General features: G+C 44.8%; 10 protein-coding genes. 7 read left to right on the forward strand and 3 right to left on the reverse strand.

All coding sequences use genetic code 11. The features are described from left to right. The first annotated feature begins 113 nt into the window (after positions 1 to 113). Complete coding sequence (locus ACXAFM_RS17420) at positions 114 to 2,690, forward strand: beta strand repeat-containing protein (RefSeq protein ID WP_474835525.1); 2,577 nt, start codon at positions 114 to 116, stop codon at positions 2,688 to 2,690. Between the two features lie 344 nt (positions 2,691 to 3,034). Here the strand turns inward: ACXAFM_RS17420 and astB are convergent, their stop codons facing one another. Next, positions 3,035 to 4,375, reverse strand: a complete 1,341-nt coding sequence (astB, locus tag ACXAFM_RS17425) for an N-succinylarginine dihydrolase (RefSeq protein WP_474831247.1) — start codon at positions 4,373 to 4,375, stop codon at positions 3,035 to 3,037. Positions 4,376 to 4,770: 395 nt separating this feature from the next. Here astB and topA point away from each other — a divergent pair, with 395 nt between their 5' ends. The 5 genes from topA to fdhD all read left to right on the forward strand — a co-directional run bounded on the left by topA (position 4,771) and on the right by fdhD (position 11,034). Next, on the forward strand, positions 4,771 to 7,431 hold the full coding sequence (topA, locus tag ACXAFM_RS17430; RefSeq protein ID WP_474831248.1) for a type I DNA topoisomerase: 2,661 nt from the start codon (positions 4,771 to 4,773) through the stop codon (positions 7,429 to 7,431). Between the two features lie 137 nt (positions 7,432 to 7,568). Further along, positions 7,569 to 8,120 carry a DUF2058 domain-containing protein gene (locus tag ACXAFM_RS17435; RefSeq protein ID WP_474831249.1) on the forward strand — a complete coding sequence of 184 codons (552 nt, stop codon included), beginning with the start codon at positions 7,569 to 7,571 and terminating at the stop codon, positions 8,118 to 8,120. 362 nt (positions 8,121 to 8,482) lie between these two features. Next, positions 8,483 to 9,286: a leishmanolysin-related zinc metalloendopeptidase gene (locus ACXAFM_RS17440; RefSeq protein ID WP_474831250.1), complete on the forward strand. Its 804-nt coding sequence runs from the start codon at positions 8,483 to 8,485 to the stop codon at positions 9,284 to 9,286. 340 nt (positions 9,287 to 9,626) lie between these two features. Further along, entirely contained in the window at positions 9,627 to 10,265 is a 639-nt protein-coding gene (locus ACXAFM_RS17445) for a molybdenum cofactor guanylyltransferase (RefSeq protein ID WP_474831251.1), read from the forward strand. After that, positions 10,255 to 11,034: a formate dehydrogenase accessory sulfurtransferase FdhD gene (gene fdhD, locus ACXAFM_RS17450; protein ID WP_474831252.1), complete on the forward strand. Its 780-nt coding sequence runs from the start codon at positions 10,255 to 10,257 to the stop codon at positions 11,032 to 11,034. The genes ACXAFM_RS17445 and fdhD overlap by 11 nt, the downstream gene beginning before the upstream one ends. 60 nt (positions 11,035 to 11,094) lie before the next feature. On the opposite strand, the gene ACXAFM_RS17455 is transcribed toward fdhD, so the two are convergent. Further along, complete coding sequence (locus ACXAFM_RS17455; RefSeq protein ID WP_474835526.1) at positions 11,095 to 13,419, reverse strand: FdhF/YdeP family oxidoreductase; 2,325 nt, start codon at positions 13,417 to 13,419, stop codon at positions 11,095 to 11,097. Positions 13,420 to 13,754: 335 nt separating this feature from the next. On the opposite strand from ACXAFM_RS17455, the gene ACXAFM_RS17460 reads away from it, so the two are divergent. After that, on the forward strand, positions 13,755 to 14,219 hold the full coding sequence (locus ACXAFM_RS17460; protein WP_474835527.1) for a GNAT family N-acetyltransferase: 465 nt from the start codon (positions 13,755 to 13,757) through the stop codon (positions 14,217 to 14,219). 144 nt (positions 14,220 to 14,363) lie between these two features. Here the strand turns inward: ACXAFM_RS17460 and ACXAFM_RS17465 are convergent, their stop codons facing one another. Next, positions 14,364 to 15,191 (reverse strand): haloacid dehalogenase type II, encoded by an 828-nt coding sequence (locus tag ACXAFM_RS17465; protein ID WP_474831255.1) that lies wholly within the window; start codon positions 15,189 to 15,191, stop codon positions 14,364 to 14,366. Between the last annotated feature and the right edge of the window lie 68 nt (positions 15,192 to 15,259).

A 15,259-nucleotide genomic window follows, 5' to 3' on the forward strand; every position in this document is an offset into this window, starting at 1 on the left:
AAAGTTTCCTGTGCATTTTTATATTTTTAATCTATGGTAGTGTGCCAGATTCAGTTGATTTTTAAACATAAAAAACGACGCAATTGTCAATAAAAGAGGTTCAGGAACGAATTATGTCGACATTAGCGAGAATGCTAAGCCTAATTAGCACGATTATTATACTAACAGCATGTGGTGGAGGCGGCTCTTCAGTCTCTCGGGATAACACGGATAATGGAAGCGGAGACGGCGGAACAACTACATCTACCTACTCAATAGCTGTATCTTTAGAGAATGAGAGCGGTGAAAGCGACAACAATCTATCAGAAAGCAACAGCTTGTTTGCTGTGGCGACGGTAACAGATGAAGATGGTAACCCTCATTCAGATGCGCTTTTAACATTCACATTGAGCAATGATGAGCTAGCAGAGTTTGGTAACGACACGGGGACTGCGCGCACTGACTCAGACGGTGTAGCCAGACTTCGTTTAAATGCAAGCACAGCGTCGGGTGATGGTGAAATTACTGCTGCGCTTTCAAGTGGCGAGACAGGAACTACCACATTTTCGGCTACTGCAGTAAGTGGTACAGATCCTTCAACTGTAAGTGTTTCGCTTTCGTTGCTAAATAATAGTGGCGAGGCCGATAATAGTCTTTCTTCTAGTAATGCTTTAACGGCAGTGGCGACAGTAACGAATTCATTGGGCGAACCTCAGGCAGACCTCCTACTTACTTTTTCATTAAGTAACGATGACCTTGCCACCTTTTCTAACGACACTGCTACTGCACTAACTAATGCTGAAGGGATAGCTACAATAGGTATGTCAGTAGGTAGTGCTTCTGGCGATGGCGAAGTGACAGCGACTTTACCTAGCGGTGTTACAGACTCAACAACCTTTAGTTCTGAAGGCAGTACCACGGTGAGTGAAGAGCCAGCGTCTCTTGAGCTTTTCGCAAATAGCATCCAACTAGCGTCAAGCGGTACAGATGATGTAGAGCTTATTGCACTGGTAAAAAACGAACAAAGCGTGTTGATGGAAGGTGTTGAAGTAAGCTTCTCGGCGGCGACAGGCGATGGTGTGGAAATCCAGCTAATCCAACCTGAAACAGCCGCAGACGGAACAGCTCGCGCTATCCTTACCTCTAGAAACGATGCTTCTGAGCGTACTATCACAGTAACAGCAGGGGCGGGCAGCCTTTCGCAAAATATTGCTATTACTGTTACTGGGACAGAAGTAACGATAAACGGAGCGTCATCGGTTATCTTGAACGACAGTGTAGAGTATAACATTCGCGTTCAAGACTCAGATGGTAATTCAATTGAAAACACTGATATTACTTTAAGTGCAGCGCTTGGCACACTGACAGTCGATGGCCAAGTTGTAGACACAGTGAATACAGGTCCTGCGGGCCAAGCAACGGTCACTTACACTTCTTCTACTTCAGGAAGCGATACGATCACCGCCTCTGCGTTAAACGTTAGCTCAGAATTTACGGTACAAGTTCAGCAAGACGAATTTAACTTTGTTAATTTACCTGAAGAGGAAATCCCAGTAGGGCAGTCTCAATCTATTACTGTTCAGTGGCGACAAGACAATGCACCTGTAGTGGGCGAAGAAGTAACCTTTAGTGCTTCAAGAGGAACGCTTGCAGGCGATACAGATGTTGTAACCGATGCTGTAACCGATGCTGATGGCCGAGCTACAATATCTATTAGCTCAAACAGTGCTGGTATCTCTTCAATTACGGCTACGGCCACTGATGATAGTGGTGAAGTATTGGTATCTGCACTTACTCAAATTGAGTTTATTGCTACTACACCAGATACGTTAATTGCCGATGCATCTAAGGACTTGTTAGGACCAGATGGCCAGACAAGTACAATCAGTGCTGTAGTAAGAGATGTGGATGGTAACCTTGTCAAAAATAGTGTGGTGAATTTTACGGTTTCAGACGTATCAACCGGCTTTGTATCTCCTTCTCAAGCGACCACTGACAGCAAAGGTATTGCAACAACAGTATTCACTTCAGGGTCTGTTTCAACACAAGACGCGGTTGTTATCACTGCTTTTGTGGCAGATGACTCTGATATTGAAGATGAAGTAGTGCTAACGGTTGGAGCCCGCGCATTTGATATTTCAATTGGTACTGGTAATGAAATTGAAGAGCCGAATACAACGTTTTATCTTAAGCGCTTTGGTGTTTTTGTGTCTGACTCAGTGGGTCAACCTGTTAGCGGTGTAAATTTAACCGCGTCGGTTACGCCGGTTAAGTTTGTTGACGACGGACAATATAGAACTGGCTTCTGGGTTTACGATGATCTTGAAAGCCAATGGGTTCCCATTGTCAATCAGGAATGTAGATCTGAAGACGACAATGACAATGGCTTCTTAGATACAACGCCAAAAGATGAAGACACTAACAAAGATGGAATGTTGACGCCAGGACTTGTTGGTACAATTTCGTTTGCAGGAGGTAATGCAGTTACCGATGAAAACGGTTTTGCAGAGCTAGAATACCGTTACCCAAGAAGTTATGCGGTTTGGTATGACGCGGTAATATCTGTTAATGGCCAGTCAACGGGAACTGAAGCGAAAGCATCTATGAACTATACCCTAGGTATTTCAGCAGACGATTTGACCGATGAAGGTGCTTCTCCGCCGGCGAACCCTTTTGGTGTCACAGACCAATGTACAGAAGTTACACCTTAATAAGTGTTTAACACTAAAAAAGCCGGCTATATGCCGGCTTTGTTTTGTGTTGAAGAGTATACCGTTTGCACGTAATACCAGTCCGCATAGATAATTACGCACTCAGCGAGAGTTAAAATTTTAGTAATCGCGGCGTGTTACCGCAGGTATAGTGGTTATACATCAAGGTGACACAACAAAGACTAAGGACATTTTAAACACTCGTCCTTCGGGAAGGTCTGGCAAGCTTCCTAGTTTCATTCTGCGAATTTGAAATGGGACACATTCCTGCATTCCACGCTTCGCTAGGAAACTTGCCAACGCCTTCTGAGTGGGCGCTTATCTATGCGGATTGGTATGAATCACTAACCCATTTGGAAAGGATAAACCGAACCAAGCTTCAGAATTTGTGTAAGCTCATCTAGTGCTGTACGAGATTCAATTAGCAACTGCGGGTCGCGCAGATCATCTTCACTTAATTCATCACGATAGTGCTTATCGACCCAAGTATTTAAGCGGGCAAATTGAGTTTCGTTAATTAGCGTATTTTGATTTACTGCTTCAAGCTCTTGGTCGTTCATGGCAACACGCAAACGAAGACACGCCGGGCCGCCGCCATTACGCATGCTTTGCTTAACATCAAAATAATTGACCGACTTAATTGGCGTACCCAGAGTTACCAGCTTGTCTAAATAACGTTTAACGGCTTCGTTTTCTTGGCACTCAGTTGGCGCGATAATGGTCATATCGCCGCTTGGAAGGGTTATGATTTGCGTATTGAACAAGTAGGTTTTTACTGCGTCTTGAACAGACACTTCAGCAGTAGGCACTTCGATAAAATGAAGCGGCTCGCTACCAAATTTAGCTTGAAGCTCTTTAAATCCTGCGTCTTTGTGGTAAAACGCTTGCTCGTGGAAGAACAGTACATTCTGGTTACCTACCGCGATTACGTCGTTGTGGAATACGCCTTGGTCGATAACGTCAGGGTTTTGCTGCATGTAAACCACACCATCCTCGTCAAGGCCATGCAAACGCGCGACGGCTTGGCAGGCTTCTAAGGTTTGGCGAGCCGGATATTTTTTCGGCGCCGGTTTGCTGGTATCAAATGCATGGCGGCCATAAACAAATAACTCTATGCCAGCCTGGCCATAGTTACTGCAAAGTCGCGTGTGGTTGGCTGCGCCTTCATCACCAAAATGCTCGTTGTCTGGCAAATGTTGGTGATGAGCAAAGTGCTTTTCATTGGCGAACGTGCCGCGCAGAATGTTGCCCGTAACTTGAGGCTCTAATGAGCGATGAAACTTGTTTGTTAAGTTTGCTGGCGTAAAGTGAACGCGACCATCAGCAGTATCGGCGCTAGGAGACACAGTGGCGGCATTTGCAGTCCACATGCTACTGGCAGAGCAACACGCTAAGAAAATCTCGCGAGACTGCTTTGCAGCGCTTTCTAGCACACGAGCATCGGAACCAGTAAAACCTAGGCGACGAAGCGCAGCGATATCAGGGCGTTCTTGCGGAGCTAACACACCTTGAACCATTCCCATATCGGCCAGCGCTTTTGCCTTAGCAAGGCCTTGCTTAGCAGCTTGTCTAGGACTGCTCTTTGCATTAGCGTTGTTTAGGGAAGCGACGTTACCAAACGACAAACCGGCATAGTTATGGGTAGGCCCAACAAGACCATCAAAATTAACTTCAAACTGCTTCATACTTTCCCTCATTCTTGTAGTTTTTGCTGTTGACCCCATATGCTAAGTTCTTAAAGATTCTGCGACTAAATTAATTGCAGTTGTAGCGCTTTCGCTTTTGTACAGGGGCAAACGCAGCACTTCTTTAAACCTGAGCTCGTTGTTAGTTCAGGTTGGAATGGCTGGCATTATACGGCTTTTAAGACCGATGCCAATCGCACTGTTTATTTATTGTACAGTTTTTGTGCGCGTTTAGAGCGGTAGGAAGAATAAGTATGAAGAAGATCTTGTTTTCCATTCACTTTGTAGATATATGTTAAAAAAGAGCGAGCACCCTATATATAGTGCAAGGTTGCTCCAAATTTCAGAATTTGACGTAAATAGTCATTAAAAATCAATAGGTTTAGTTCAATTATATGGCAAAATCACTGGTCATAGTCGAGTCACCAGCCAAAGCAAAAACGATAAATAAATATCTTGGCAAAGATTTTATCGTAAAAAGTTCGGTTGGCCACGTGCGAGATCTTCCAACGAAGGCGTTAGGCAAAGTAGAGCCTAAAAAACCGGCTAAAGAACTCAAAACTTTAGGCGAAGAAGAGCGTCAAGAATATCTTCGTCGTCACGAATACTTAAAACTTGTAGACAGAATGGGCGTTGATCCAGAAAAAGACTGGAAGGCTCACTATCAGGTGCTGCAGGGCAAAGAAAAGGTAGTCAACGAACTTAAAAAGCTCGCAAAAGACGCCGACACTATCTATCTCGCAACGGATTTGGACCGCGAGGGAGAGGCGATTGCTTGGCACTTACAAGAATTATTAGGCAAAAAAGATAAGACTTATCAGCGGGTCGTTTTTAACGAAATTACCAAAAACGCGATACAAGACGCGTTTTCAGACCCGGGTGAGCTAAATATATCTCGAGTTAATGCGCAACAGGCACGCCGATTCCTAGACCGTGTTGTAGGCTTTATGGTATCGCCACTTCTGTGGAAAAAGATTGCTCGAGGCCTTTCTGCAGGGCGTGTTCAGTCGGTAGCGGTTAGGCTCGTTGTTGAGCGCGAACGAGAGATAAAAGCCTTCGTACCAGAAGAGTTTTGGGACGTTCACGCAGACTTGACCAGCCAGCAAAAAGCAGCGCTTCGTATGTTGGTTGCCAAGCACCAAGGTAATGCGTTTAAGCCTAAAAACAAGGCCGAAACAGATAAGGCTCTCGCTGACCTAGAAGGCGCTAATTACACGGTAGAAAGCCGCGAGTCGAAGCCAACGCAAAGTCGCCCTTCCGCGCCATTTATTACCTCTACGCTGCAACAAGCAGCGAGCACGCGGTTGGGCTTTGGTGTAAAGAAAACCATGATGATGGCTCAGCGTCTTTATGAAGCGGGTTACATCACCTATATGCGTACTGACTCGACCAATTTGAGTCAAGAGGCAGTAGACAGCGCGCGAGCATATATCTCAGATAATTTTGGTGGAAAATACCTACCAGATTCGCCAATTCGCTATGGGAGCAAAGAAGGCGCACAAGAAGCGCACGAAGCGATTCGTCCTTCAAATGTGAGCATTAGTGCGGCGAGTTTAGGGGATATGGAGCGCGATGCACAACGTCTTTATGAGCTTATTTGGCGCCAGTTCTTAGCGTGTCAAATGACACCGGCTAAGTACGATGCAACTACGATTAAAGTGGCGGCAGGAGACTACGAACTTACAGCAAAAGGCCGTGTACTTAAGTTTGACGGTTGGACGCGCGTGCAGCCACAGCTTCGCAAAAAAGGCGACGAAGAGCTTATGTTGCCGGATGTTCAGAAAGGCGATGTGCTTGACTTAAAAGCCCTTGATCCTAAGCAACACTTCACTAAGCCTGTGGCGCGATTCAATGAAGCGTCTTTGGTAAAAGAGCTTGAAAAACGCGGCATTGGTCGTCCTTCTACGTATGCTAGCATCATTTCAACCATACAAGATCGCGGCTATGTGCGTTTAGAAAACAAACGTTTTTACGCCGAGAAAATGGGAGAGATAGTAAACGATCGCCTGATGGAAAACTTCGACGATCTCATGAGCTATGACTTCACGGCTAACATGGAGCAACATCTTGATGATATTGCTGAAGGCAATAAAGATTGGAAAGATGTTCTTAATGAGTTCTATAGTGACTTCTATGGAAAACTGCTAACCGCCGAAAAAGACCCTGAAGAGGGCGGTATGCGCTTAAATCAGGCAATACCTGCGGGCATTGAATGCGACAAATGCGGCCGCGAAATGAACGTGAGAACCGCGTCTACTGGCGTATTCTTGGGCTGTTCAGGTTATAATTTACCGCCCAAAGAGCGCTGCACTAACACCATGAATTTAACGCCTGGTGATGAAGTCGTGAAAGTGGACGATGAAGAAGAGCTTGAAACAGAAGCGCTTCGCTCTAAAAAGCGTTGTCCTAAGTGTGGCACGGCGATGGACAGTTATCTGGTCGATGAAACCCGTAAACTTCATGTGTGTGGTAATACGCCAACGTGTGATGGCACATTGGTAGAGACAGGCACATTCAAAATTAAAGGCTATGATGGCCCCATTATCGAATGCGATAAATGCGGTAGCGATATGGAGCTTAAAAACGGTCGATTTGGTAAATACTTCGGTTGTACTAACGAAGAATGTAAAAATACTCGTAAGTTACTGAGAAATGGCGAAGCTGCGCCGCCAAAAGAAGATCCGGTCGATTTACCAGAGCTTCCGTGTGAAAAGTCGGATGCGCATTTCATGCTGCGTGACGGTGCTTCAGGTATCTTCTTGGCAGCGCATAACTTCCCTAAATCTCGTGAGACTCGTGCTCCGAAAGTCGAAGAACTTGCACGCTTTAGAGATAGAATTTCGCCGAAGTTCTATTACCTTGCTGATGCGCCAAAAACGGACCCTGACGGTAACCCTGCAATAGTTCGCTACAGCAGAAAGACCAAACAGCAGTATGTGATGTCTGAAAACGACAGCGGAAAAGCAACCGGATGGTCGGCATGGTACGACAACGGTAAATGGCAGGAGCAAGCAGCGAAAAAGCCTGCGGCAAAGTCAAAAGCCAAGAAAAAGTAATTCAAAGTTAATATAATACTTTGAAGCCTAAGCAATAAGCCCGGATTTATTCGGGCTTATTACGTTTTAAGACACACAATGAAGACTTGCAACTCGCTTCATGCAAGGTTTATTACTACATTAATAGAGAGTGAATTATGGCCTCTTTACAAGATCAACTTTTGAAAGCAGGGTTGGCTGATAAAGCGACGGCAAAACAAGCACGCGCTGATAAACGCAAAAAGCAAAAACAGAAAAATAAGCAAAAACAGCCAGTGGTAGACGAGGCGACGTTAGCAGCTCAGAAAGCGGCGGAAGAGAAAAAAGCCCGCTCACGTGAGCTTAACCAATTGCAGCAGGAAGAACGTGAAAAACGTTCGATTGCGGCTCAAGTAAGGCAGCTTATTAACGTTAATAAACAGCCGCGCAAGGGTGAAGCTTTACTCAATTTTACTCACGATAACGTGGTAAAGCGCATGTATGTGAGTGAAGAAATGCACAGGCAAGTGACGAAAGGTCGTTTGACAGTAGTATTACTTGACGATGCTTACGAGCTCGTTCCAACGCCGGTTGCTGACAAGATTGCTCAGCGTGATGAATCTTCAATTATATATCGCGCCGATTTAGATAAAAGTGGTAGCGATGGAAAAGACGAAGATGAAGACGACTGGTATGCCGACTACGAAATCCCAGACGATTTAACCTGGTAATCCTCCAAAACTCACCACTTTTTTGCCTTTAGGTGAACTGTGTGGTGAGTAGGTTTTTCTTGTTTTTATCTAAAGTAATCCGCGTTTCAGATACCTATTTCCAATAGCCAAATTTTAGTTAAATGTATTCATAGTAAGTGAGATTAAAATCATTATTAATACTAAGGATTCTCTAAATACATGTTTTAAAATGAATATTTTATAGGGTTCTTATTTTAAACGTTCTTATCTATGCCGCTTCGCATAAATTGTTAAAAAAGCATTGCACCTCGAATTTCTAGTCTATAGTTATTAAAGCACATAAGTAACGCTGTCAATAATTATTAGCATAGCATGCTGTTTCTCAATTCTGGAGGGAAGCCATGAAAGGTTTACCGAAGCTGGTTTTAGGTGTCGCAGTATCATTATGTATTTCATTGCCTTCACATGCAGGGCTATTCAATATCTCTATTAATAATCTTGGTGGCCTTACGCCTTCTCAATCCAGTGCATTTGATGGTGCGGTAGCATTTTGGGAATCCTATTTGATAGGTGTTCAAAGCGCGTTCAATCATACTATTGTTATAGACGCTAGTGGAACGTCGATTGATGGGGTTGGAACCATAATAGCCAGCGCTGGCCCAACAAGTATCATACAATTTTCCGATAGTGCGTTTGTTTATGCAAATAGAGGCCGCATGCAGTTCGATACGGCAGATCTAAATATCATAGAAAATGACGGCACACTTTTCGATGTTATTGTACACGAGATGGCTCACGCTATCGGATTTGGAATCTTATGGACCACCGACTTTATTAGATCGGGGAGCCAGTCTAATTATGTCATGAATTCGGGACGATATACGGGGGAATATGCATTAGAAATATACCGTCAAGAATTTGTGGAAGATACTGAATTTATTCCAGTAGAACTCGGCGGTGGAGATGGTACTGCCAATAGTCATTGGGACGAGCCTTGGCCTGGTGGCTCATCGGACTTAATGACCGGCTATTTAGGGCCCTATCCAATTACGTTAAGCGATACCACTGTAGCGTCGTTTGCTGATATTGGTTATTTGACTACTGTTACTCATGCAGTTGATGAAGCCGCAACAGTATGGCTGTTCGTATTTTCCATTGGACTTGTTGTTAGTCGACGCCAAAAAAAACCGGTACATATCGCTTAAAAGCATTGTCTCCGATGTGATTTTAGCCACATGGACGTGCTAGTGCTTAAAATCATGCGTTCAGTGTACTTACAAGTTCTGTACTCCATTGGTAGAATCACGATAAAACCTACTTATTGTGATGAAGGTATAGATTTCTGGATATTTTCCAACTCTGGTTTCTGCTTAGATTAGGAGAAACACAACACTGCAGTAAAGTGGCCAAATTATGTAATTCGATACACCTCTATATCGCTCAGGTCTGCATGAGGAAAGGCGAGCTCAGTTCTTCCATTGCCAAACAATACTTTGAGTTTTTAAAAAGTTAATGAGAAGATTTTAAGCATTGGAGATTTATGTAGTGGGTAAAGTGAAAACGACGCTCATCGGTTTAGTCCTTGCAGGTGGCAAATCGCGCAGAATGGGGCAAGATAAAGCGCTTATGCGTTATCAGGGTCGAACCCTCGTTGACAATGCTTCGTTACTTTTACAGGAAGCGAAGTGCGATGAAGTGATAGTTAGCCGTAACGTGCCAGGTTTTTTGAATGATAAAATTGAGGATGCCGGTCCGCTTAGCGGAATTCATGCTGCACTAAATGTACTCTCTAAATCTGAGATTCACAATGGCAATCATTGTGAACTACTTGTTCTCCCTGTTGATATGCCACAGATGACGCCAGAGCTTTTAAGTATGTTAGTTTCGCGAGGGCGAGAAACACAACAGGCATGTTATGTTGAAAACCGCTTTTTACCTTTTTATTTACCTGTTGCGAGGAACACCAACGCCATTTTAACCCGCTATTTGGTTGAGCAAAGAAAAAGACGCGTTGTCGGATTTTTAGAAACTATTAGCGCTGTTTCTCTTAAAGAAACTGATCTTAAAAGCACAGCTTTTAAAGATGTAGGGAATAACAAAAAGCGTCTCGAAGGTATGACCAGTGTAGATGACGCACAGTGGCTGAACGTGAATTCTCCCGGTGATTGGCCTAATGAAAAGTAACATTGAACAACACGCATTGGTTTTAGGTGCTGCACCCTATACTCAAAAGTTTGCTCTTGCTGAAGAAGTCGCTTTAAGCATTAGTTACAACGGTATTAATTATGCCGTAATGCTGATAACCCCTGACGACATTGAAGATTTTATTATGGGCTTCAGTTTGAGTAGCGACATTATCGAACATCCCCGCCAGCTTTACGGTATTGAACTGACGCACCACAAAGAGCATATCAATGCTGAAGTTGAAATTGCCAATCAGGCGTTTTGGAAGCTTAAGGAAAATAAACGGCAATTGGCAGGAGCATCGGGCTGTGGACTATGCGGTGTTGAGGCATTAGACAACGCCTTGCCACGATTAACGTCTATTGATGTATCGCCTTTACCCGATGTGAGCTGGTTTGAAGGCTTGCGTAGCCTTATAAGTAACGCTCAAGCGATAGCCCAGCAGAGCGGTGCAGTACACGGCGCGCTTTATATTGATGCGAAGCGCAATGTACTGGCGTGTCGTGAAGATATAGGAAGGCATAACGCTTTTGATAAGTTAATTGGTGCCATTGCGGCTAATAAACTTTATCAGAAGGATTGCCTTGTAGTGCTAACCAGTCGCTGTAGCGTAGAACTAGTACAAAAAGCGATAAGAGCAAAATTACCTTTACTTGTAACCCTTTCAGCACCAACGGCATTATCAGTTAAGTGGGCTAACCGCTATGGTGTTACCCTTATCCACGTGCCTAAATACGATCCACCAAGGGCTTATTCACCACAACTTTAGAAAGGCGTAAGGCTAAAGAGCTATTAAATAGCCCCGTAACCGGGGCCAAATTGGATAAGCTCAGACTGAAGAAACAGCTATTCGTCCATCCGACTCTGACTTTGAAAGTTTGATCGCGATAAATTTCGATGTTGGTGTGAACGTGCCATCACCGTAGCTTTCTAGTGGTACTAACGGATTGGTTTCGGGGTAATATGCTGCGGCTTGACCTTGCGGTATGTCGTAAGCCACCAACATAAACTGTTTAACTTGGCGTGTTTTGCCGTCGTTCCACAACGAGGTAATGTCGACCTTATCGCCATCTTTAAAACCCAGTATCTTAATATCACTTTCATTAATAAACAGTACGTCCCGCGCGCCAAACACGTTTCTGTAGCGGTCATCCATACCATAGATAGTTGTGTTGTACTGATCGTGAGAACGCAGCGTTTGCAAAATAAGGTCAGGCTTTTCACCTTGAGCAACTAGGTCGGCATTTAACAGTGAATCTGGCAGATCGTTAGCAGCAAATTCGGCCTTGCCTGAAGGTGTTAACCAGTGCCTTTCGCTAGCTGCGTTGCCTAGATGGAAGCCGCCGGGCTGCGCAAGTTTGGTATTAAAGTCTTTAAAGCCGTCTATGGTATCTGCAATCAGTTCACGAATGTTATCGTAATCGCTAATTAGCTCATCCCAGTCTACTGGTGTGTTGCCCAGTGTCGCTTTTGCAATACCGGCAATGATGGCGGGTTCAGAACGAAGTTCCGGCGAGCTTGGCGGAAGCTGACCATAAGAAATATGGACCATTGAAAACGTATCTTCTACGGTCACGCCTTGTTGTCCTCTAGACTGCATGTCAATTTCAGTACGTCCCAAGCAAGGTAAAATAAGCGCGTCTCTACCTGTAGTCAGGTGAGAACGGTTTAGTTTGGTAGCGATATGTACCGTTAAATCACATTTTGATAATGCAGCGTGTGTACGCGGTGTATCCGGTGTTGCCTGCGCAAAATTGCCGCCCAAGCCTATAAAAACTTTAGCCTCGCCGCGCTCCATAGCTTGAATAGCTTGAATGGTATTGTGACCCTGTTCTCGGGGGACTGCGAAGTTAAACTTGCTTTCTAACGCATCGAGCAGCGCTTTAGGCGGCGCTTCGTTAATACCCACCGTTCTATCACCCTGTACATTACTATGGCCTCTAACAGGCGATAGTCCTGCGCCAGGCTTGCCGACGTTTCCTCGTAATAGCTGGACGTTCACTATTTCCTGGACCGTAGCAACAGAGTGCTTGTGCTGTGTAATTCCCATAGCCCAGCACATAATTACCCGTTCTCCACGTTTGTACATGGTGGCCGCGTGACGGATGTCGTCTTTTGATAAACCGCTTTGTGCTTCAATATGCTCCCAGCTCGTCGCTTCAACGGTTCTCAGATAATCATCCATGCCGTTGGTATGTGCATTGATAAAGTCGTGGTCGAATACGGGCGCAGCATTGTTCGCTTTAGCTTCATATTCCCAGGTCAAAAGCCATTTAGCGATGCCGCGCATAACCGCCATGTCACCACCAAGGGCAGGCCTAAAATAGGCGGTATTTGTGGGAGTTGAACCATTGGTCAGCATCTCGATAGGGTGCTGAGGATGCTGGAACTTTTCTAACCCGCGCTCTTTTAGCGGATTTAAACATACAACTTGTGCACCTCTGCGAACAGCGTCGCGCAGCGGCTCTAGCATGCGAGGGTGGTTAGTGCCCGGGTTTTGCCCGATAACAAATATAGTATCCGCTTTTTCAAAATCGTTGAACGTAACCGTGCCCTTACCTACACCAATGGTGGGCTTCATACCTTGTCCCGAGGCTTCATGACACATATTCGAGCAATCGGGAAAGTTGTTAGTACCAAACGCGCGTACAAAGAGTTGATATAGGTAAGCGGCTTCGTTACTTGCCCGTCCAGAGGTATAAAATTCGGCTTGATGTGGTGAGCTCAGAGCATTTAAATGTTTAGCGATAAGTGCAAAGGCATCGTCCCATGATATAGGTTCATAATGATCAGTTTGAGCATTGAAGCGCATTGGGTGTGTGAGTCTACCTTGTGATTCTAACCAATAGTCAGTGTGCTTCTTTAGCAAACTTACTGAATGGTTTGAAAAAAACGCTGGGTCGACATAGCGGCCCGTAGACTCCCAATTCACCGCTTTAGCACCGTTTTCACAAAACTTCACTAATCCGCTTTCAGGTGACTCACCCCAAGCACAGCCCGGGCAGTCAAAACCCTTATCCTGATTGGTTTTAAGCATCGCCCGTAAATTTTTAAGCGGCTTCTCACTTTGGATCCAATTTTTAGTCACGCTTTTTAGCGCACCCCATCCGCCAGCGGGCTTGTCGTAAGTTTTGATGTTGCGCTTATCACTCATATTTTGCCCCTGTGCCCGCGCGGGTGTTTGCTCATGTATATAATACCTAGTAGCAAAGCACCTTAACTATTTTTAAATTGTGTTCCAAATAAATACGCCGACTAAATTATAGGGTTCATCAATTAAACGCTTATTTCCAGTCGCCAGTCTTTACAGGAAAGGTGCTACGACCGTTATATTCTTAAGGTAAAGTAAGAGCTTGAGCTTTGTGAGTAAAACGCTATGCGTTACACTCGCAAGTAGGTAACGAGTTGTAGCCTTTTACTTTTAGGTTTTTACAGCACCAGTAATAGCGCGCTACTTAAACGTTAATAATAAAAACTCATTGGGACAACATGGTTTCTTGGCAATCACTTACATTTAATGAACTTACGAATCACCAACTCTTCGACTTGCTTAAGCTGCGAGTCAATGTTTTTGTTGTTGAACAAAACTGCCCCTATCCGGAACTTGATGAGAAAGACCGCCACCCACAAACCCATCACCTAATGGGTTTTGAAAATAATAATCTTGTGGCGTGTGCACGATTACTTGGTGAAGGCGTCAGTTACCCATCGGTAAGCATAGGCCGTGTGGCGACCAGTGAAGCTTTTCGGGGGAAAGGAGCGGGAAAAGCCCTCATGTGCGAAGCCATCAAACACTGTGAGTCGCTGTGGCCTGGGTGTGATATTGAAATTGGTGCGCAAGAGTATTTAAAACGCTTTTATGAGAGTTTTGGTTTTGAAGCCACATCGACCATGTACTTGGAAGATGGCATCCCTCATATAGATATGAAGAGACTAGGGACGGCACAAGCGTAGCCCAGTGCCTAGCTCGAAAAATCGGTTGGCATAAGCTTTAGCTTTGGCTCAGGCGTTTAGCCTGAGCATTAAGCCAAGTCCCTTATGCGTGCTAACCGATAAGCTGTGCTTTTGTGTACACCTTGATACCATCGACCCGAACGCTTATTTTGCATCCGGTAAACGGGATACCAGCTCATCTAGTCCGCTCACTACAGTGTCAGGCGATAGAGCCAAAGGGTAGAGCACTTTGCCCGGTCGAGCGATAAACGCAGCTTGCCAGCCAGCCTGTTTAGCCCCAGCAATATCCCAACCGTGAGCCGCAACTAACATAGCGTCTTCTGCTGCTATGCCCATTTTTTCAATCGCCCACTCATAAGTGCGTGTATCTGGCTTGTACAAATTAATATCTTCAACGCTAAGTCGCTCATCGAAGTAAGACAGTAGGTCTGCATTTTTAAACTGGGTATACACGCCTTTATTAGAGGAATTGGTAAGGCTTACCAGTTTATAGCCCTTGTCTTTTAACGCCTGCAAGCCATCACGTACGTCTGGGTGTGGAGGAAGGCTTCGCAAAGGCGTAACGATTGCCGTTTTAGCCTGCTCTTTAGTTAATTCAATACCTTCAATTTCAGCGACCATCAATAGTGAGGCAACGCCAATCTCTCCAAAGGTATGGAAGCGACCAGTGGTTGAGTCGACCAGCGAATGATGCAGCATGGTAGAGAACCAAAGCGGTAACAAATCATCTCGACCTCCTAATGCTTCACCCACCGAACTGCGCATGGCGGTGAGGTCGAGCAAGGTCTCATTAACATCGAAAAAGATAACCTTTGGTGCTCGCAATTCGCGTGCAGACATTGCCGTGTTCTTATCAGGCTGCGCTGCATCTCTGGCGTCTGTCTGAGCGAAAACAGGTGATGATAATAGACTAATGCCTACAGCGGTTGCGCAACATAGCCTTAAGAGTAGTGAAGAAGGTAAGAGAGCCATAATTATCCTTTATAAATTTTGAACGAGTGTTCAAGTTAGATGGGATAATATATGAATGCAATAGCTAA

This window comes from Alteromonas sp. ABD4_190 (genome assembly GCF_056160105.1).

Bases quoted from the DNA above. Each gene is read 5' to 3' on its own strand.
- ACXAFM_RS17465 (WP_474831255.1), bottom strand. From the start codon at position 15,191: ATGGCTCTCTTACCTTCTTCACTACTCTTAAGGCTATGTTGCGCAACC.
- ACXAFM_RS17440 (WP_474831250.1), top strand. From the start codon at position 8,483: ATGAAAGGTTTACCGAAGCTGGTTTTAGGTGTCGCAGTATCATTATGT.
- ACXAFM_RS17460 (WP_474835527.1), top strand. From the start codon at position 13,755: ATGGTTTCTTGGCAATCACTTACATTTAATGAACTTACGAATCACCAA.
- ACXAFM_RS17420 (WP_474835525.1), top strand. From the start codon at position 114: ATGTCGACATTAGCGAGAATGCTAAGCCTAATTAGCACGATTATTATA.
- ACXAFM_RS17435 (WP_474831249.1), top strand. From the start codon at position 7,569: ATGGCCTCTTTACAAGATCAACTTTTGAAAGCAGGGTTGGCTGATAAA.
- topA (WP_474831248.1), top strand. From the start codon at position 4,771: ATGGCAAAATCACTGGTCATAGTCGAGTCACCAGCCAAAGCAAAAACG.
- astB (WP_474831247.1), bottom strand. From the start codon at position 4,375: ATGAAGCAGTTTGAAGTTAATTTTGATGGTCTTGTTGGGCCTACCCAT.
- fdhD (WP_474831252.1), top strand. From the start codon at position 10,255: ATGAAAAGTAACATTGAACAACACGCATTGGTTTTAGGTGCTGCACCC.
- ACXAFM_RS17455 (WP_474835526.1), bottom strand. From the start codon at position 13,419: ATGAGTGATAAGCGCAACATCAAAACTTACGACAAGCCCGCTGGCGGA.